13 protein-coding genes are annotated in these 19,182 nt (G+C 76.1%); 7 read left to right on the top strand and 6 right to left on the bottom strand.

Features of this window, described 5'->3' with window-relative positions:
* Positions 1 to 201: 201 nt before the first annotated feature.
* From OO63_RS17700 to OO63_RS17675, 6 genes are all read left to right on the top strand, one after another.
* Entirely contained in the window at positions 202 to 2,076 is a 1,875-nt protein-coding gene (locus OO63_RS17700; protein WP_030361822.1) for a gamma-glutamyltransferase family protein, read from the top strand.
* Positions 2,077 to 2,259: 183 nt separating this feature from the next.
* Complete coding sequence (locus OO63_RS17695; protein WP_030361821.1) at positions 2,260 to 3,114, top strand: inositol monophosphatase family protein; 855 nt, start codon at positions 2,260 to 2,262, stop codon at positions 3,112 to 3,114.
* A 195-nt stretch (positions 3,115 to 3,309) separates the two neighbouring features.
* Positions 3,310 to 4,722: a phytoene desaturase family protein gene (locus OO63_RS17690; RefSeq protein ID WP_030361820.1), complete on the top strand. Its 1,413-nt coding sequence runs from the start codon at positions 3,310 to 3,312 to the stop codon at positions 4,720 to 4,722.
* Positions 4,719 to 5,303 carry an O-acetyl-ADP-ribose deacetylase gene (locus tag OO63_RS17685; protein WP_030361819.1) on the top strand — a complete coding sequence of 195 codons (585 nt, stop codon included), beginning with the start codon at positions 4,719 to 4,721 and terminating at the stop codon, positions 5,301 to 5,303. The genes OO63_RS17690 and OO63_RS17685 overlap by 4 nt, the downstream gene beginning before the upstream one ends.
* Positions 5,304 to 5,352: 49 nt before the next feature.
* Positions 5,353 to 7,239, top strand: coding sequence for an AlkA N-terminal domain-containing protein (locus tag OO63_RS17680; protein ID WP_234311364.1), 1,887 nt, complete (start codon positions 5,353 to 5,355; stop codon positions 7,237 to 7,239).
* A gap of 50 nt (positions 7,240 to 7,289) precedes the next feature.
* Positions 7,290 to 7,775 (top strand): methylated-DNA--[protein]-cysteine S-methyltransferase, encoded by a 486-nt coding sequence (locus OO63_RS17675; RefSeq protein ID WP_030361818.1) that lies wholly within the window; start codon positions 7,290 to 7,292, stop codon positions 7,773 to 7,775.
* A 60-nt stretch (positions 7,776 to 7,835) separates the two neighbouring features.
* Here the strand turns inward: OO63_RS17675 and OO63_RS17670 are convergent, their stop codons facing one another.
* The 6 genes from OO63_RS17670 to OO63_RS17645 are packed head-to-tail and all read right to left on the bottom strand — an operon-like array spanning position 7,836 to position 17,721.
* Positions 7,836 to 8,330: an NUDIX domain-containing protein gene (locus tag OO63_RS17670; RefSeq protein WP_030361817.1), complete on the bottom strand. Its 495-nt coding sequence runs from the start codon at positions 8,328 to 8,330 to the stop codon at positions 7,836 to 7,838.
* A 25-nt stretch (positions 8,331 to 8,355) separates the two neighbouring features.
* On the bottom strand, positions 8,356 to 12,561 hold the full coding sequence (locus OO63_RS42280) for an SAV_2336 N-terminal domain-related protein (RefSeq protein WP_051810959.1): 4,206 nt from the start codon (positions 12,559 to 12,561) through the stop codon (positions 8,356 to 8,358).
* Between the two features lie 5 nt (positions 12,562 to 12,566).
* Positions 12,567 to 13,805: a MoxR family ATPase gene (locus tag OO63_RS46815; RefSeq protein WP_234311363.1), complete on the bottom strand. Its 1,239-nt coding sequence runs from the start codon at positions 13,803 to 13,805 to the stop codon at positions 12,567 to 12,569.
* Complete coding sequence (locus tag OO63_RS17655; RefSeq protein ID WP_051810958.1) at positions 13,802 to 16,096, bottom strand: VMAP-C domain-containing protein; 2,295 nt, start codon at positions 16,094 to 16,096, stop codon at positions 13,802 to 13,804. Before OO63_RS17655 ends, OO63_RS46815 begins: the two co-directional genes overlap by 4 nt.
* A gap of 2 nt (positions 16,097 to 16,098) precedes the next feature.
* On the bottom strand, positions 16,099 to 16,545 hold the full coding sequence (locus OO63_RS17650; RefSeq protein ID WP_033264210.1) for a CU044_2847 family protein: 447 nt from the start codon (positions 16,543 to 16,545) through the stop codon (positions 16,099 to 16,101).
* A gap of 45 nt (positions 16,546 to 16,590) precedes the next feature.
* The gene (locus OO63_RS17645; RefSeq protein WP_030361812.1) at positions 16,591 to 17,721 is read right to left on the bottom strand and encodes an ADP-ribosylglycohydrolase family protein; all 1,131 of its coding nucleotides are present in this window, start codon (positions 17,719 to 17,721) and stop codon (positions 16,591 to 16,593) included.
* Between the two features lie 238 nt (positions 17,722 to 17,959).
* Here OO63_RS17645 and OO63_RS17640 point away from each other — a divergent pair, with 238 nt between their 5' ends.
* Positions 17,960 to 19,150 (top strand): glycerate kinase, encoded by a 1,191-nt coding sequence (locus tag OO63_RS17640; protein WP_380833930.1) that lies wholly within the window; start codon positions 17,960 to 17,962, stop codon positions 19,148 to 19,150.
* Positions 19,151 to 19,182: the final 32 nt, after the last annotated feature.

Genomic DNA, 19,182 nt, shown 5'->3' with positions numbered 1-19,182 from the left:
CAGCCGCGATCTCGTCGATGCTCGCGGGCACGTCGTCAGGGTTCCCCAGCAACCGCGACTGCGGGCCGTGGCGGAGGGCGGCCAGGACGCCGAACCGGGTCACCACCGTCCTGTGGGCGCAGACGTACGGCCTGATCGCCGGAGGGACGTGGGACGGGAGCCGCCGGACGGCACGACGCCGACAGGGCCTAGCCTGCGGGCATGTTCACGACGCGCCCCACGCTCCAGGGCACCTTCGGCATGGTGTCGTCCACCCACTGGCTCGCCTCGCAGTCCGCGATGGCCGTCCTTGAGGACGGCGGCAACGCCTACGACGCCGCCGTCGCGGCGGGCTTCGTGCTGCATGTGGTCGAGCCGCATCTGAACGGGCCCGCGGGCGAGGTGCCGATCATCCTCGCCCCCGCGGGCGGCGACGTGCGCGTCCTGTGCGGACAGGGCGTGGCGCCCGCCGGGGCGAGCGTCGCCCACTACCGGGACGCCCTCGGCCTCGACCTCGTACCCGGCACCGGACCCCTCGCCGCCGCCGTGCCCGGCGCCTTCGACGCGTGGATGCTGCTCCTGCGCGACCACGGCACCAAGCCGCTCGCCGAGGTCCTGAAGTACGCCATCGGGTACGCCGAGGACGGCCACCCGCCCGTGGAACGCGTCACGGAGACCATCGAGACCGTGCGGGACCTGTTCGAGACCGAGTGGACGTCGTCGGCCGAGGTCTACCTCCCCGGCGGAACCCCGCCCGCCCCCGGCGAACTGCTGCGCAACCCGCGCCTGGCCGCCACCTGGCGGCGGCTCCTCGCCGAGGCCGAGGCCGCGGGCGGCGCCGACAGGGACGCGCAGATCGACGCCGCCCGCGAGGTGTGGCGCACCGGCTTCATCGCCGAGGCCCTGGTCCGCCAGTCCGCGCGCCCCACCCTGGACACCAGCGGCAAGCGCCACACCGGCACCCTCACGGCAGCCGACCTCGCCGACTGGTCGGCCACGTACGAGGACCCGGTCAGCCACGACTGGAACGGCTGGACCCTCTGCAAGGCAGGACCCTGGAGCCAGGGCCCCGCCTTCCTCCAGCAACTCGCCCTGCTTCCTGACGAATTGCCCGCATACGGCTCGGCCGACTACACGCATCTGCTCGTCGAGGGCTGCAAGCTCGCCATGGCCGACCGGGAGGCCTGGTACGGGGACGCCGCCGAGGTGCCGGTCGCCGAACTGCTCTCGTACACCTACAACGCCCGGCGCCGGGAGCTGATCGGCGAGCGGGCATCGCACGAGCTGCGACCCGGGCGGCCCGGCGGCCGGGAGCCGAGGCTGTCCGCGCACGCGCGGGCCGTCGCTTCGGGGACGGCGGGGGCCGTGCGCGGGGGCGCGGTGGGGGCGGGGGAGCCGACGGTGACGGGGGCCGGTGAGCCGACCGTCGCGCGAGGCGGTGAGCCGGTCGTGGCGCGAGGCGGTGAGCCGGTCGTGGCGCCGGACGGCGGGACCCGAGGCGACACCTGTCATCTGGACGTCGTCGACCGCTGGGGGAACATGGTCGCGGCGACGCCGTCCGGCGGCTGGCTCCAGTCCAACCCCGTCGTGCCGGAACTCGGCTTCCCGCTCGGCACCCGGCTGCAGATGACCTGGCTGGAGGAGGGCCTGCCCAACTCGCTCACCCCCGGCCGTCGCCCACGCACGACCCTGACACCGTCGCTCGCCCTCAAGGACGGCGTGCCCGTCATGGCCTTCGGCACGCCGGGCGGGGACCAGCAGGACCAGTGGCAGGTGCACTTCTTCCTGTCGGTGGCACTGCGTGCGCCGGTGCGCGGCGGCTTCGATCTGCAGGGCGCCGTCGACGCCCCCAACTGGCACACCGAGTCCTTCCCCGAGTCGTTCTACCCGCGCGGGATGCGGCCGGGCAGCCTCGTCGTCGAGTCCCGCACCGACCCGCAGGTCGTGGCGGAGCTGCGGCGCCGCGGCCACGACGTGACCGTGGGCGGCCCCTGGTCGGAGGGGCGGCTGTGCGCGGTGGCGCGGGATCCGCGGACCGGGGTGCTCTCGGCGGCGGCGAATCCGCGGGGGATGCAGGGGTACGCGGTCGGGCGGTGAGGCCGGCCGGGGGCGGCCGGGGCCGGGGCGGGCGCCGGGATGTGCCGGGGCGGGCGCCGGGGCAGGTGCCGGGACGGGTGCCGGGCGGTCCTCAGTCGCCTCAGGAACTCCCTTTCATCCCGATTCCACCCACTGTTCACCCCGGGAGTCCGCGTTGTCAGTGGTACGTGCTCTCATGGAGGCATGATCGAAACACAGGCAATCAAGGAAAGCATCGACGACTTTCTCGCACGGCAGACCGCTGACGTGGAGCGCGTGGTCCGCGAGGCCGCGGCGGCGGAGATCACCCCGAGGTTCCGCCAGCTCGCCGAGGACGACGTCGTCCAGAAGAGCGGCCCGCACGACCTGGTGACCGTCGCCGACCGGCTAGCGGAGGAGCACCTGACCCGAGAGCTGACGGCCCTCCTTCCCGGCTCGGTCGTCGTCGGCGAGGAGGCGGTGCACGCCGACCCCGCGAGGTACGACGCGATAGCGGGCGACGCACCGGTCTGGATCGTCGATCCCGTCGACGGGACACGCCAGTTCGTCCACGGAGACCCCGGTTTCTGCACGCTCGTCGCCCTCGCCCTGGACGGCGTCGTGCTGGCCTCGTGGACGTACGCACCCGCGCTCGACGAGTTCGCGACGGCGGTCCGCGGCAAGGGCGCCACGCTGAACGGCACGCCCCTGCGCGCCGGTTCCCCGGAGCCGGGACGCCCCCTGACGGTCGCCACGTCCCACCCGGACTTCACCACCGACGACCAGAAGCGCGCCCTGCTCGGCCTCACCGCCGAAGGCTTCGCCGCGCGCCCCTGCGGCTCGGCGGGCCTGGAGTATCTGGCCATCGCCCGCGGCGCCCTCGACGCCGTCGCCTTCAGCTGGGAGCTGGCCTGGGACCACGCCGCGGGGCTGCTCCTGGTGGAGGAGGCGGGCGGCGCCCATCGCACCCGCGAAGGCGTGCCCTTCGCCATCACCGGCGGCAACGCCCTGCCGTTCACCGCGGCCCGCGACGAGGCCACGGCCCGCCGGGTGGCGGGGGTGCTCGCGGGCGGGGTCTGAGCGGGCCGGAGCAGGTCTGAGGGGGCCGGCGCCGGAGCGGGACGGGTCCTGAGCGGGGCGGACGCGGCCGTCCGCGACGGCGCGGTACGAACCGCGTGCTGCCACAGACCGTCAGGGCCCGGGAAGCGCCCGTGCTCCGGCATATCCTGGGCGGCACTGGCCATCGGCTGACGAAGGAGTCCGAAGGTGCCGTCGATGCTCGATGCCGTCGTCGTGGGGGCGGGACCGAACGGTCTGACCGCTGCCGTGGAGCTGGCCCGCCGCGGCTTCTCCGTGGCCGTCTTCGAGGCCCGCGGCAGCGTCGGGGGCGGTGCCCGCACCGAGGAGCTGACCCTCCCCGGCTTCCGGCACGACCCGTGCTCGGCGGCGCACCCGCTCGGCATCAACTCACCCGCGTTCCGCGCCATGCCCCTGGAGCGGTACGGCCTGGAGTGGCTCCAGCCCGAGCTGCCCATGGCCCACCCCCTCCTCGACGGCCGCGCCGCCGTCCTCGCGCGCTCCGTCGCCGAGACCGCCGCATCCTTCGGGCCGCGCGACGCGGGGGCGTACCGCAGGCTCGTCGAGCCCTTCCTGCCCCACTGGGACACCCTGCTGCGGGACTTCATGTCGCTGCCGCTGACCGCGCTGCCCCGCGACCCGGCGCTGCTCGCCCGGTTCGGCCTCGTGGGCCTGCCGCCGTCGACGTGGCTGATGCGGCGCTTTCGCGACGAGCCCGCGCGGGCGCTGTTCTCCGGGCTCGTCGCCCACGTCATCGCGCCGCTCGGCGGCCTCGCCACGGGCGGCGTCGGCATGGTCTTCGCCCTCGCCGCGCACGCCCGCGGCTGGCCGCTCGCCCGCGGCGGCTCGCAGTCCATCTCCGACGCGCTCGCCGCGTACCTCACCGGCCTCGGCGGCATCATCCACACCGACTACGAGGTCAAGCGGCTCGACGACCTGCCGCCCGCCCGCGCGTACGTCTTCGACACCTCGCCCGCCGCGCTCGCCCGGATCGCCGGACTCGGGCGCTATTGCGACGACTTCCGGTACGGCGCCGCCGCCTTCAAGATCGACTACGCGCTCGACGGGCCCGTGCCGTGGACCGCGCCCGAGGCGCGCGCCGCGGGCACCGTCCAGGTCGGCGCGAGCAGCCGCGAGATCGGCGCCGCGCTGCGGGCCGCGTCCCGCGAGGGCCGGGCGCCGGACGCGCCGTTCCTGATCACGGTGCAGCCCGGCGTCGTCGACCCGTCCCGGGCGCCTGCGGGCAAGGAGGTCTTCTGGGCGTACGGGCACGTCCCGAACGGCTGGCAGGGCGACCTCACCGACGCCGTCGAGCGGCAGCTGGAACGCTTCGCGCCCGGCTTCCGCGACCGCGTCCTCGCCCGCGCCACGGCAGGGCCGCCGCAGCTCGCCGCCCGCAACGCCAACTACGTCGGCGGCGACATCGCCTGCGGCGCCGCCAGCGGACTCCAGCTCCTGCTGCGGCCCCGGCTCACCGCGCACCCGTACCGCACCCGGCACCCCGCCGTCTTCATCTGCTCGTCGGCGACCCCGCCCGGGCCCGGTGTGCACGGCATGTCGGGACACAACGCCGCGAAGGCCGTCTGGAAGAGGCTGCGGGAGCCCGCGTGAGCGCCCGCATCACCCTGGTTCAGGGCGACCTCACCCGGCAGCGCGCCGACGCCCTCGTGAACGCGGCGAACTCCTCGCTGCTCGGCGGCGGAGGCGTCGACGGCGCCATCCACCGGCGCGGCGGTCCCGACATCCTCGCCGACTGCCGACGCCTGCGGGCCTCGCGCTACGGCAAGGGCCTGCCGACCGGCCGGGCCGTGGCGACGACGGCCGGGCGCCTGGACGCGGCCCACGTCATCCACACCGTGGGCCCGGTGTGGTCCCCCACCGAGGACCGCTCGGCCCTGCTCGCCTCCTGCTACCGCGAGTCATTGCGGGTCGCGGCCGGGCTCGGCGCCCGCACGGTCGCCTTTCCGGCGATCTCGACGGGGGTGTACCGCTGGCCGCTGGACGACGCGGCGCGGATCGCGGTGGGGGCGGTACGGGGGGCCTTGGCGGCCGGCGTGGAGGGGGCGGGGTCGGGCGAGGTGAGTCCCGGTGGGGCGGGGGCGGTGGGGTGGCGCTTCGACGAGGTGCGGTTCGTCCTGTTCGACGAGGTCGCGTACCGGGCGTTCGTGGAGGCCCTGGCCGTAGAAGGTTGATGTCGGATTCTCGCCAGCCCCGGGCGTGGGGATGCCCGATGCTTGATCCATGCCGACCGTGACGCGCACCGCACCCCGAGACCCCGAGGCCACCGCCGCCACAGCAGCCGCCGACCCGTCCGAGGCCACGGCGGCGCCCGGCCCGCACCCGGCGACGGGGTCGGACGGCACGCGGCGCCCCGGCGACGCGGCAGCGCACGCCCCCGACCGCCCTCGCCCCGCAGGGACGCGCCGCACCGGCCGCCCCGACCCCGCACAGGACCCCGCGACCCCCGCCGCCCCCGCCCGCGCCGCCGCGCCCGCAGGGACGTACGGGGACTTCGAGCGCTGTGTGCGGGCCGTGCAGTCCAAGGACGCCCGGTTCGACGGGTGGTTCTTCACCGCCGTCCTGACGACCCGCATCTACTGCCGCCCCAGCTGCCCGGTCGTGCCGCCCAAGCCCGAGAACATGAGCTTCTACCCGAGTGCCGCCGCCTGCCAGCAGGCCGGATTCCGCGCCTGCAAGCGCTGCCGCCCCGACAGCAGCCCCGGCTCGCCCGAGTGGAACCAGCGGGCCGACCTCGTCGCCCGCGCCATGCGCCTCATCGGCGACGGCATCGTCGACCGCGAGGGCGTCCCCGGCCTCGCCACCCGCCTCGGCTACAGCACCCGCCAGGTCGAGCGGCAGCTCCTCGCCGAACTGGGCGCGGGCCCGCTCGCCCTCGCCCGCGCCCAGCGCGCCCAGACCGCCCGGTTGCTCATCGAGACCACCGCCCTGCCCATGGCGCAGATCGCCTTCGGCGCGGGCTTCTCCTCGATCCGTACGTTCAACGACACCGTCCGCGAGGTCTTCGCGCTCGCCCCGGGGGAACTCCGGGCGCGGGCGGCGAAGCGATCCGGAGGCAGGACGGCGGCCGCCGGTGCCGGTGCTGGTACCAAGGGCAGTGTCCGCGTAGGTGGCGCTGCGGGTGCTGGTACCAAGGGCAGGGTCGGCGCAGGTGGCGCTGCCGGTGCCAGTGCCACAGCCGGTGTCGGAGGCACCGCCGGTACCGACGCCTCCGCCGGCGCCCCCGCCACCATCTCCCTCCGCCTCCCCTTCCGCGCCCCCCTCAACCCCGACAACCTCTTCGGGCACCTCGTCGCCACCGCCGTGCCCGGCGTGGAGGAGTGGCGCGACGGCGCCTACCGCCGCACCCTGCGCCTGCCCTACGGACACGGCATCGTGGCCCTCACCCCGCACCCCGACCACATCGGCTGCCGTCTCACCCTCACCGACCCGCGCGACCTCACCCTCGCCATCAGCCGCTGCCGCCGCCTGCTCGACCTGGACGCCGACCCCGTCGCGGTAGACGGTCAACTGGCCGACGACCCGCTGCTCGCGCCCCTCGTCGCGAAGGCGCCGGGGCGGCGGGTGCCGCGGACCGTGGACGAGGCCGAGTTCGCCGTGCGCGCGGTCCTCGGGCAGCAGGTGTCCACGGCCGCGGCCCGCACCCACGCCGCGCGCCTCGTCACCGCCCACGGCGAGCCCATCGACGACCCCGAGGGCGGTCTCACGCACCTGTTCCCCGCGCCGGAGGCCCTCGCGGACCTCGACCCGGAGTCGCTCGCGCTGCCCCGCAGCCGCCGCACCACCCTGCTGACCCTGGTGCGCCACCTCGCCGACGGCACCCTCCAACTGGGCGTCGAGAACGACTGGGAGCGCGCCCGCGCCCAGCTCACCGCCCTGCCCGGCTTCGGGCCCTGGACCACGGAGGTCATCGCGATGCGGGCCCTCGGTGACCCGGACGCGTTCCTGCCGTCCGACCTCGGCATCCGGCGCGCCGCCCAGGCGCTCGGCCTGCCGCACACCCCCGCCGCCCTCACCGCGCGCGCCGCCGCCTGGCGCCCCTGGCGCGCCTACGCCGTCCAGTACCTGTGGGCCACCGAGGACCACGCCATCAACTACCTCCCCCAGTAGGGACTTCCACCACGTCCCCGCACCCCGGGGACCCGAACGGGACGTGACCCATGCACCGACAGCACACCGTCGTCGACAGCCCCTACGGGCCGCTCACCCTCGTCGCCACCGACGGCACCCTCAGCGGCCTCTACATGACCGAGCAGCGCCACCGCCCCGCCGAGGAGACCTTCGGCGACCGCGACCCTTCCCCCTTCGGCCCGGCGACGGAGCAGTTGGCGGCCTACTTCGCCGCCGAGCTGACGGAGTTCGACCTGCCGCTGCGCCTGGACGGCACCCCGTTCCAGCGCTCGGTGTGGCAGCGGCTCCTGGAGATCCCCTACGGCGAGACCCGTACGTACGGTGAGCTGGCCGCGGAGCTCGGCAACCCCGCCGCATCCCGTGCCGTCGGCCTCGCCAACGGCAAGAACCCCATCGGCGTCATCGTCCCCTGCCACCGCGTCATCGGCGCGAACGGCGGCCTCACCGGCTACGGCGGCGGCCTCGACCGCAAGCAGCGGCTCCTCGCCTTCGAGAGCGGAGCGGTGCTCTTCTGACGGGCGCTTGTCCGGGCGGGTGCTCTTGCAGGCGAGGCCAAGGCCGAGGACAGGCCCAGGTCAGCCGATCCTGCGCCCGTTCTCCAGCTCCACCGCGCCCGTCCCCGCGTCCAGTGCGTCGAGCGCGGCGAGGACCCGGCCCGCGAGCGGCGCCGGGAGGTACGCCGGCAGCTCCTCGCGGGTGGCGAGGCGCCACGAGAGCAGTTCCTCCTCCTGGATCCGGATCTCCTCGAACCGCTCGTCGGCGAGCACCCCGCCGTCGTACAGGAAGGCCACCAGCGGAGGCCGTGCCGACGTGCCGGGCACCCAGTCCACGGCGAGCAGTCCGCCCGGCGCGATGTCCAGGCCGATCTCCTCGACGGTCTCGCGGCGCGCGCCCTGGCGCGGGCTCTCGCCGTCGTCCGACTCGACGGTGCCGCCCGGAAGGGCCCAGCCCTCACGGTAGTTGGGCTCCACGAGCAGGACGCGTCCGGCGCGGTCGCGGATGACGCTTGCGGCTCCGGCGAGGACGCGGGGGAGGCCCGCGATGTATGTGGCGTAGTCGAGAGTGGTCACGGCAGGCAGCGTAGCGGCAGGTGGATCAACCGCCGGGGCGCTTCGGTGGCGTGAGCAGCCCGAGGGCGGCCAGGGTGTCCGGGTGGTCGGGGCCGAGCACGCGCCCGCGGGCCGTGTGCACGTCCGTCGCCACGGCACGGGCGTCCGTGTCGCGCCCCGCTCCCCGCAGGGCGACGGCGAGTTCGTGTCCGCTGGCGAGCGTGTCGGGGTGGTCGGGGCCGTGCACGAGGGCGCGGCCGCTGTACGCCGCGCGGGCCTCCTCGGCGGCCTCCTGGTACCGGCCGAGCAGGATCAGCGCGACGGCCAGGTTGTGGCGGCACAGGAGCGTGCCGGGGTGGTACGGGCCGACGGTGGTGTTCCAGGACGACAGGACGGCGCGGTAGGCGGAGTACGACTCTCCGTGGCGGCCGAGCCGGCCGAGCAGGAACGCGCACTGCTGGTGGGCGACGAGGGTGTGGACGTCCCGTGCGCCCAGGGCGCGCGTCCGGCGTCCGGCGGTGTCGGCGCACAGGGTGAGGGCGTCTTCGTACCGGCCCAACTGCGCGTACACGATCGAGAGTTCGTAGGTGCTGTCCAGGGTCTCCGGATGGTCGGGGCCGAGCAGCAGGCGCTGGTTCTCGGCGACGCGCGTCAGGTCCGCGAGCGCGTGCTCGGGGCGGCCCGCACGGCCGACGGCGACGGCGTTGCGGTGCTCCACGACGAGCTGGGCCTGGCGGGTGGGGTCGACGGTGGGGGTGGTGGTCGGGGGCGTCTCGGTGAGCGGTGGCAGGGGCGGGTCGGGGAGGACGGTGAAGGGTGTGGCCTCGCCGCCGTGCCGCAGGACGCCGTGGCCCTTGGTGTGAAGGCCCTGGGTGGAGGGGGTTCTCCTGGTGAAGTCGATGACGAAGCCGAAGTCGGTGTCGCTGTACGCGGCGTTCAGGAGCACGATGTGTACCCCGAGTTCGGCAGGGGGCCGCTCCTGCCAGGTGTCCGACTCTTGGTACGCCCAGGCCTGGACGACGACCAGACGGGATGCGGCGGGTGGCGGCGCGCCCGTGGCCCGCGCCTGGTCGACGAGGGCCTCCCGGCGTCGCAGCTCCAGGTCGAGGGCCCGCGTCGCGCCGCAGGCGTCGGGTGCGAGTACGACATGGGGCAGACCGCTCGTGGTCCGTGGGCGTGCGAGCCCCGCCGCGTCGCCCACAAGGACGATCTGCAGGTCGGCGGGGGAGTGGTGCGCGACGAGACCGGCGACGAGCGCGTCCAGGACCGCGATCTGTTGGTCGACGGGCCCTCGGACGCCGCCGTGCGGGCCCATGCGAGCCAGATCCAGGACGACTTCGTCGCCCGACTCCGTGTGGCCGATGGCCGCGCCGAGCAGGGCTCGGTGGGTGTGGGCGCGGACGAACTCCGCGAACCGGTCCGAGACTTCGGCCGCCGACGGCCGCAGGTGCAGCAGGGGACTGCCGCACAGCCGGAGCAGGTCGTGGAACGCGAGCGGCAGGCCCTCGCCCATCACCGACGCCAGCACCGAGGCCAACTGGCTGATGTCGTGCGCGAATCCGTCCGGGTGCTCCTCGACGCACCACCCCGTCACGAACACGTCGCCGTCCGCGAGCAGGACCCGCGCCGCGTTGAGGTCACCGTGGGCGATGCCGGTCGCGTGGGCCCCTGCGAGGGCGTCCGCCAACTGCTGCCCGAGCCGGGCGAACGCGACAGGGTCGTCGTAGGGCCCCGACGCGCTCGTGTGGCGCGGCAGGTCACGCGCGGGGCGGTCACCCTCCCAGATGACGCCCGTCGCGAGCCACGCGGGCTCGTCGGCCGGGTCGACCTCCGTCAGGAGCGGGGCGTGTCTGCCGTTCAAGGCGCGCAGCGCCGCCACCTGGCGGGGCAGCGACGCCCGTGCGACCGACCCGGGCCGGGTGAGGCGCACCGAGGCGACGCTGCCCGTGCCGAGCAACAGGCCGAGGAAAAGGCCACTTGTCGTACGCGCCATGAGATGCCGGGCGAACAGTTGCCAGGGGCCCGCCCAGCGCGGGTTCCCCGGCATCAGCGACCGCCAGTCCGAGCCGGGCTCGTCGACGTACGCGGGCACCTCGGGGGGCCCGGAGGTCCAAGGGACCGCGGCGGACGGCGTGCGGGGTGCCACCCGCGGCGCGTCGCCACCGCCGCCGGACAGCGGCGGCCGGTAGCCGCCCACCCCCAGCCGCCGCAGCAGCCGCTCGTCCACCCACCCGAACGGGCGCGCCCCCGGGTCCGCCCACTCCGTGCCCGCCGGATGGGCCATCCAGGCGGGGAAGTCCGGGGTGCGGCCCGCGAGTTCGGCGAGCCGTCGGCTCACCTCGCGGCCGGTCCGTACCAGATCCGGTGTCGGCGCCGCGGTCAGGAGCAGGCCGCGGGCCGCGTCGGTGAAGTCGAACGCCCGGTGCTGCGGCGGGAGTCCGGCCGAGTCCGCCGTGCGGCGCATCAGTCCGCTGAGGAACACCTCCGCCAGGTGGCCCGTCGTCACCTCCGCGCCGAGTGCGTCCTGCGTCAGCCGCATCACCGGTACTGACAGGGGTGCGAGCGCGGCCAGTTGGGCGGCGAGGCGGTACGCCTGCGGGGATGCCGCGGCGCGGAAGCGGAGGACGGCCTCGGCGGCGCCCTCGGGGCTTTCCGTACGGTCGGCGCACGCGATGCGGGAGGGGCTTCCGGTCCCGCCGCCCCCGGCGGAAGGGCGCGTACGGAGCGGGGGCGCCATCCCCGGATCAGGCCCCGCGTCCGGCCCCGCCAGAAGCGGCAGTACCGCGCTGGTGCCGGGCGAAGCCACCAGCGCTGCCCACGCCCCCACCGCGTCCGGCTCCGGGGCGAGCACCGGCACCGGGATGCCGTCGAACACCGCGAGGTCCGGCGGGAGCACCGGATCGGCCACGTCCCAGGTGAGGTTGGGCGCGCCGCGCCGCCGCGTGGTGACCTGCCAGCGCTCGGCGCGCAGCCCGGAGCCGTCCCACAGGTGCTCCGGCAGGGCGTGCAGGACGGCCGTCGGGCCGCACCGCGCCCACTGCTTGAGCGCCGCCCGCATCCGGCCGTCGCGCCAGGCCGCGCCGACGCCGTCGCTGACGACGAGGACCAGGGTGTTGCCGCTGGGGTCGGTGACGGTGGCGGGGGACAGGACGGCCGTGCCGGGGTGGTAGGCGCGGCCGAGCAGGGGCGCGGCGGCGGCGCGGGTGTCGAGGCCGAGGACGCGTACCGTACGGAACGCACCGCTGCGTTCGAGGAGTTGGCGGGTCTCGGCGGCGAGCCGCTGCCAGAGCAGCATCGACACGCCGTCGTCCACGAGCAGTGCCAGGTCGAGCCAGCGGGCGCGGCCGGGGCGAAGCACGGCGTCCGCGAGCCCGCTCTCGGCCGCCGAGTCGGCGCTCGCGATCTCGTCCAGCTCCCACAGCCGCCGGTCCGGCCGGCTCTGCTTCAACGGCCTCAGCGCACGCCCGAGTTGGAGCTGGTGTGCGCCGAGCGCCGTGGTGCCGGGGGTGCGGACGGGCAGGGCGCGGGACGCGCGCGGGGCGAGGCCCGGCAGGGAGGCACCGGCGTACAGCGGTGTGGTGCCGCGCGCCGCGGTGCGGGCTTCGGCGGCGGGCGCGGCGCGGGCGGACGTGGAGGACGGCGGCCGCCGTCGGGGCGGCTGCTGGGCGCGCCCGGGCGGCTGTGCCGCTGCTATGCCAGGTGTCCAGGGGCCCGAGCCGACGTGCCAAGGGTCGGTGTCGGCGTCGGCGTCCGGGTCGACGTCGGCATCGATGACGGCTTCGGCTGGCGGGCTGGCGATCGGGGCGTCGAGGTCGTCCGACGGCGGCAGCGGCGGCGTGAGGCCGGTCGCCCGGGCCAGTGGCGCCGACGCGTCAGAGGGCAGCCGGTCCGCCAGCCACAGGGCGTCGAGCAGCTCCTCGCGGGACAGGTCGAGGCCGCTGGCGGAGAGGGCGGCGAGGACGTCGCGGAGGGGCTGCGAGGGCGAGGGCTGTGGGGCGTACCGGGCGACGACGGCGTCCGCCACATCCCCGACGGGCATGGTCTCCGGGTTGTACCACTGCTGACCCGCGCCGCCGCCCTCAGGTGAGTCCGTCGCCCGTCGCGGCTCGTCCGGCTGGTGCTGCCCGAGCACCCGCAGCTCGCTCCAGGGGTGTCCGGGCGGCAGGCCGAGATCAGGCAGCGGCTCCGCCACGGGGACGTCCTCGTCCTCCCGCGCGACATCCCGCTCGTCGTCCGGCGGCCCCGCCCCCACCCTCCCTACACCGCCCCGCCGAGCCGGTGCAGTACGGCGTCCAGGAGGGCGCCGGGCGGCAGGTCCACGCCGCCCTTGCGCAGGAACACCGCGTTGAGGAGCTGGTCCGTAGCCAGCTCGCCGGGGGCGCGCCGCGCGAGGAACGTCCGCAGCAGGTCGTCGACGCCGACCAGGGCCTCGTCGCCCAGGTGCGCCCCGACGATGTCGCGCAGCCGCTGCTCGTCCGGCTCCGCCAGGTCGAGGCGGACGCAGCGGCGCAGGAACGCGGGCGGGAACTCGCGCTCGCCGTTGCTGGTGATCACGACGACGGGGAACTGGGAGCAGCGCACCCGGCCGCGCACCACGGGCGCCCGGACCTGCGGGTCCGCCGTGAGCACGGCCACCCGCGACTCCTCCTCCGGCAGCCGCGCCAGCTCCGGGATCTCGAACTCGCCCTCCTCGAAGACGGTGAGCAGGTCGTTCGGCAGGTCCACGTCCCCCTTGTCGAGCTCGTCGACGAGCAGGACACGGGGGCGCTCACCCGGGACGAGCGCGGTGCCGAGGGGGCCGAGCCGGACGTAGGAACCTATGTCGGTGCCGGGCGAGCCCGGCGAACCGGAGGGGCCGGGTGAGCCCGACGGGTCGGGTGAGCCGGACGGGTCGGGTGAGGCGGACGGGTCGGGTGAGGCGGACGGGTCGGGTGAGCCGGACGGCCCGAACGCACCCGGCGCACCGAACGCACCAGGCGCACCTGGCCCGGTCGGCACACCTCCGCCCCCCTCCTCCCGCCCCTTGCGCAGGTTGGACTCCCGCAGCCGCCCGATCGCGTCGTACCCGTACAGCGCGTCCCGCAGCGTGGAGCGGCTGTTGACCGGCCAGGTCAGGACGCGGCCGAGGCTCAGCTCGTGCGCGATGGCGTGCGCGAGCGAGGACTTGCCGGTGCCGGGGTGGCCGGTGACGAGCAGGGGGCGGCGCAGCAGCAGCGCGGCGTTGACGATCTCCGACTCGTCGGGCCCGATGAGGTACGGGCGGTGCGCCCGAGTGTCCGAGCCGTCGACGTCGGCCGCGCCCGCGTCGGCGCCGGGCGCCGGGGTGAACCGGCGCCACGGCGGCGCTTCCGGGAAGGCGACGCGGCGGGTCCGGCCGTCACCACGGAACAGCCGCCAGTCCCCGGGCGAGCCGGAATCACCGGACGAGCCCGCGCCGCCGGAGGACCCTGAGCCGCCGGACGCTCCCACCTGGTCCTGATCCCACTGCTCTGTCATACGTTTCCTGCTTCTCGGCCGGGGACGGGTTTCGGGTACGTACTCGCTACCGGGCCGTCGCCCTCCGGGGCCGGTGCCGGGGCCAGAGCCGCGTCGGGGTCGGTCAGCGTGGTGCGGGGGGCCTCCCAGGCGGTGGGCTCCCACGTCGCCGGGTCCTGCCACGCGGACGGCTCCTCCCAGACCAGGGACGGGCGGCCGGAGGGGCCGGTCGCGGGGGCGGCGGCGAGTGCCTGGCCGCGGAACTCGCGTACGCGGTCGGGGAGCCGGTGCAGGAGCCCGGTGGGGGCGAGCGGGTCCAGGCGGTCCGCGTCGCCGTCGCCGTGGGCGTCGCGGTCCCACAGCACCACCGGTACGCCGAGCGCGAGGCAGACCTCCAGGAGCTGGCCGCGCAGGGCGGGCGGGCCGTGCAGGACGACCTGGTTGGCGTCGTGGTGGCCGACCGTCAGGAGGGCGGCGACCTGCCGGGCGTCGGCGTGCGTGCCGTCGACGACCAGGGGGCGGCCGTGGCCGTCGGCCCAGCGACGGCGGTGTTCGGCCTCGCGCCGAGGCACCCGGCGGCTCATCTCCGGGCAGCGCAGCGTCAGCGGGTAGCAGACGCCGAGGGGCAGGCTCGGCACGAACTCGTTGGGGCTGCCCGCGTCCCACTCGTCGACGGGCAGGTGCAGGCCCGCGCGGTCCACGGCGACGTCCACGGTGAGCGGGGCACCGGCCGGGGCGGACAACTCGGCGGCCTCCCGGATCAGGGCACCCACCTGCCGCGGCGTCAGCGTCGCTTCGCTCGTACCGGTCTCCACGCGGCGCATGCCGCCGTCCGCGAGCCGCTGCCACAGGCGGCAGCGGTAGCGCTCCGGTTCCCGCGGGCCGTCCCGGGTGAGTTCCACGAGGAGCCGGACGACGGGCTCGGCCCGGGACGCCGTCCAGCGCGCGGCGTCCGCCCGCCGCTGGTCGCGGGCCGCCTCGTGCACGCCGAGCCGGGCGCACACCCGCTCGCTCCAGCGGCGCAGCGCGTCACCGGGACCCGTGTCGGCGGCCGCCGCGACGAACTCGACGAAGTGCACGAGCGGGGGCACGGGCGGCGAGTCCGCGACCGGTACCGGGTCGTGGTAGCCCTCCAGCTGCCCGATCACCGTCGCCAGGTCGGTCTCGCGCAGCCGCGCCGCGCACAGCGGCTGCGGCAGCGGCGTGAACCGCAGCGCCTCCCGCGCCGCCCGCGCGGGCAGCGTCGCGTCGACGGCCACGACCTCGCCCAACGCCCGCTCCAGGGACGCGAACTCGGCCATCGACAGCAGCCCGGCCCCGCCGACGGCCCGGCCGAGGGCGAGCAGCGGCGCCAACTGCTCGGGCCGCGCTCCGTACGGCCCCGCCGTCACCAGGGACTCGCTGAGCGTGGGCAGCGCCCGCGGCGTGGCGAGCAGGTCGGCGGCCAGGTCCTCGACGGCCGGGGCGGGCACGCCGTGCGCGGTGGTGCGGCCCAGCTCGGCGTGGAGTCTGCGGACGTGGTCGGCGCGGGCGGCCGGGTCGCCCAGCAACGACCGGAGCGTGGCCACGAGTTCGGCGGCGACCGGGTCGTCGGGCCCCGGCGTCCGCGCGGTCCGGCAGCAGTCGACGACGGCGGCGGCCCCGGCGGCGTACAGCTGCTCGCGGATCGCCTGCCACGGCACCGCCCAGGTGCGCCGCACCGTCTGCTCGGCACGTACCCCGCGGCCCGCGTCGCCCCCGGCCGCAGGCCCGCCGTGCGCGAGCCGCCCCACGACCAGACCCGTCGCGCCCGTCCCGCACTCCGTCCACAGCGGACCGCCGCTGAAGCCGGGGCCGATCGGCGCGCCCGACAGCTCCCCGTCGAGGTAGCCGAGCCGGTCGTCGAGCAGCTTCAGGCGCGCGTCCGCGAACGTGATCGGATCACCGCAGCCGTGCCAGGCCCGCAGCCGCTGCCCCTGTGCCATCTCCGTCCAGGCGACCGGCGCCGTCCCGGGCGGCGCGGGCTCGCTCAGCGCGAGCACGCACAGGTCGCCCTGCCATGCCGCACCGCCGCCCGGGCGCGGCGGCAGCCACACCTCGATCTGCGCCTTGATCCGCACCGTGCGCCGCTCGAACGCCACTTGCAGCACGTCCTCGACGGGCCGCGCCGCGCTCAGGGGCGCCAGACCGAGCGCTTCGTTGACGACGTGCGCGCAGGTCAGGACGCGGTGTGTGGACAACAGGGCGGCCGCGCCGACGGCCGCGTCGTCCGCCCGCGCGAGCACGGCGACGACCGGCGGCGCCCCCGCCGTCGTGCCCTGCCACCCGACCACGCTCAGCCCTCGCCCTCGCCGCCCGCGCCCGTCGGCTCCCCCGCCCCCGCCGGCTCCCCCGCCTCCGCACGTTCCGTCTCCGGCGGACGCCGCCACGTCGCCGACACCGTCATCGTGGCCGTCCCCTTCACCCCGACGATGCCGAGCTTGAGGTCCTTGCCCACCTCGACGCCGAACTCGACGCCGAACTCGTCTGGCGGGTGCTCCGCCCCGGCCACCGACGCGTGCACCTGGTCGAGCAGCGGCCCGAGCGGCCGCAGCGTCGCCCGCAGGGTGTCGGCGGCCAGCGCGGCGGCCCGACCGCCCCCGCTGGACACCGGGCCCGGCACACCGAACTCGGCGGGCAGCCCGCCCTCGTCGGAGACGCCGGCGGGCGGCGCTTCGCCCACGTCGGCGAGCCGCACGCGCAACGCGGCGCCGGACAGGTCGAGTTCCAGGTACTCGGGCATGAGCACATTGTGCCGATCACCGCCCGCCGACGGCAGGGCTTCGCGCTACTCCTCCACGTCCGGCGACCGGGCCGCACCCTCGGCGCCCCCGGCCCCCGTCGCCCCGGCCCTCCGCTCCGCCAACCGCACCGTCCGCTCCGCCAGTTCGCTGATCCGCGCCCCGTCGTAGCCGAACACCGCGCTGCGCACCCGGTCCCGCAGCGGATCGCGCCACTGCGCCGGAACGGCCGCGGCCCCGCACAGCACCCCCGCGACCGACCCCGCCGTCGCCCCGTTCGAGTCGGTGTCCAGGCCGCCGCGGACGGTCAGCGCGATCGTGCGGGTGAAGTCCCCTTCGCCGTACAGGAGCCCGGCCGTGAGGACGGCGGCGTTCGGCACGGCGTGGATCCAGCCGAGCCCCGCCGTCTCGCCCTCCGCCGTCGCCAGGGTCTCCTCCCAGCTCAGCGACGCCTCGTACAGCGACATCACGCGGCGCACCGTCCGCGCGAACCGGCTGCCCGCCGGGATCACGGTGAGCGCGGCGTCGAGCGCGTCCCGCGGCCCGGCCGCCGTGAACGCGGCCGCGACCAGTGCCGCCGCCCACATCGCCGCGTACACGCCGTTGCCCGAGTGCGAGAGCACCGCGTCCCTGCGGGCGAGGGACGCCGCCCGGCGCGGGTCGCCCGGACAGGTCCAGCCGAAGACGTCGGCGCGGATCAGGGCCCCGATGAACTCCTGGTACGGATTGTCGTACGTGGCCGTCAGCGGCGGCCTCAGCCCGTTCGCGAGATTGCGGTACGCGGCGCGCTCGGCCGTGTACGTCTGGAGATAGGGCAGCCGCCGCAGCCACAGCTCGCCCACCTGCTCGGTGCTGAAGCCGAACCCGTGCGACTCGAGGAGCTCCAGACCGAGGATCGCGTAGTCCACGTCGTCGTCGCGGCAGCTGCCGTCGACGCGCCCGCGCACGCAGGCGGGCCACTCCGGGCGCAGCTCGAAGCCCACGGCGCCCTCCGGCGGCGCCGGCAGGTAGTCGGTGAGGGGCAGCGCGTCGGTGAGCCGCAGATAGCGGTCGATGCGGTCGCGCGTCCAGTGGTCGCCGCGCTCGACGGGCTTGCCGAGCATGTTCCCCGCGACCCGGCCGAGCCAGCCGCCGTGGACGCGGTCCGCGAGCGGGATGTCCGGTGCCGTCGACGTCATGCGTCCGGTCTACCCGAAGGCGGGGGCGCGCCGCGCGCCGCCGACCGGGATCACGGGATGATCGATCATTCCTCTTCCGATTCCCGCACCGTTTTGCCCAGACATGAGCGGAAATCTCGGGGCAGTGGATCAATCCCCGACCCGGTCGGCCATGGGCAGCGGCCCCCTCCTGCGGTTATGGTCGCAGCGGCGCGACTGCCTTGACGCGAGCAAGGCCCAAGAGCAAGGGGAATGCAAGGTGGCGGACGCTGCAGAGACGGCGGGAGTCGGCGCGGCACAGGGCGCCGGGGGCACGGTCCTGGGCCATGTGCTCATCGCCGCGGACAAGTTCAAGGGGTCCCTCACGGCCGTGCAGGTCGCCGAGCGCGTGACGGCGGGCCTGCACGGCGTGCTGCCGGACCTCCCGGTGCGGGCGCTGCCCGTGGCCGACGGCGGCGACGGCACGGTCGACGCTGCCGTGGCGGCCGGTTTCGAACGCCGCGAGGCACGGGTCACCGGGCCGCTCGGCGCCGAGGTGGTGGCGGCGTACGCGCTGCGCGAGGGCACGGCCGTCGTGGAGATGGCGGAGGCCTCCGGCCTTCAGCTGCTGCCCGCGGGCACGTTCGCGCCGCTCACGGCGACGACGTACGGCAGCGGCGAGCTGATCCGCGCGGCGCTCGACGCGGGCGCGCGCACCATCGTCTTCGGCGTCGGCGGCAGCGCGACGACCGACGGCGGCGCGGGCATGCTGGCGGCGCTCGGCGCGCGGTTCCTGGACGCGGCGGGCGAGCCCGTCGGGCCCGGCGGTGGCCCCCTGCGGGAGCTGGCGTCGGCCGACCTGTCCGGCCTCGACCCGCGGCTCGCGGACGTCGACATCGTGCTCGCCAGTGACGTCGACAACCCGCTGACGGGCCCCAAGGGCGCACCGGCGGTGTACGGGCCGCAGAAGGGCGCCACGCCGGACGACGTCGCCGCCCTGGACGCCGCCCTCGCGCACTTCGCGCGGGTCCTGGCGCGGGACGAGGGGCCGCGGGCCCTGGAGCACGCGGACGCGCCTGGCGCCGGCGCGGCGGGCGGCATCGGCTTCGGCGCGCTGGTCGGACTCGGGGCGTCGTTCCGGCCGGGCATCGACGTCATGCTGGACGTCCTCGGCTTCGCGCCCGCGCTGGCGGGGGCGACGCTCGTCATCACGGGGGAGGGGTCGCTCGACGAGCAGACCCTGCACGGGAAGGCTCCGGCCGGGGTGGCGGCGGCGGCCCGGGCCGCCGGGATCGACGTCGTCGCCGTCTGCGGGCGGCTCGCGCTGGCCCCGACGGCCCTCGGCACCGCCGGGATCCGCCGGGCCTATGCCCTCACCGACATCGAGCCCGACGTGGCCCGCTGCGTGGCCGAGGCGGGGCCCCTCCTGGAGCGCCTCTCGGCCAAGATCGCCACGGACTTCCTGACCTGAGCCTGGCCTGCCCTGCCTTCCACTCTGTGCCC

Source organism: Streptomyces alboflavus, assembly GCF_000716675.1.
In the GTDB taxonomy this organism is placed as follows: Bacteria; Actinomycetota; Actinomycetes; order Streptomycetales; family Streptomycetaceae; genus Streptomyces; species Streptomyces alboflavus.
This window is presented reverse-complemented; position numbering and strand designations above follow the sequence as displayed.

Excerpts from the sequence above, each read along its gene's own strand:
- OO63_RS46815 (WP_234311363.1), bottom strand. The coding sequence starts at position 13,805 with ATGACAGAGCAGTGGGATCAGGACCAGGTGGGAGCGTCCGGCGGCTCA.
- OO63_RS17695 (WP_030361821.1), top strand. The coding sequence starts at position 2,260 with ATGATCGAAACACAGGCAATCAAGGAAAGCATCGACGACTTTCTCGCA.
- OO63_RS17690 (WP_030361820.1), top strand. The coding sequence starts at position 3,310 with ATGCTCGATGCCGTCGTCGTGGGGGCGGGACCGAACGGTCTGACCGCT.
- OO63_RS17675 (WP_030361818.1), top strand. The coding sequence starts at position 7,290 with ATGCACCGACAGCACACCGTCGTCGACAGCCCCTACGGGCCGCTCACC.
- OO63_RS17650 (WP_033264210.1), bottom strand. The coding sequence starts at position 16,545 with ATGCCCGAGTACCTGGAACTCGACCTGTCCGGCGCCGCGTTGCGCGTG.
- OO63_RS17680 (WP_234311364.1), top strand. The coding sequence starts at position 5,353 with ATGCCGACCGTGACGCGCACCGCACCCCGAGACCCCGAGGCCACCGCC.
- OO63_RS17645 (WP_030361812.1), bottom strand. The coding sequence starts at position 17,721 with ATGACGTCGACGGCACCGGACATCCCGCTCGCGGACCGCGTCCACGGC.
- OO63_RS17700 (WP_030361822.1), top strand. The coding sequence starts at position 202 with ATGTTCACGACGCGCCCCACGCTCCAGGGCACCTTCGGCATGGTGTCG.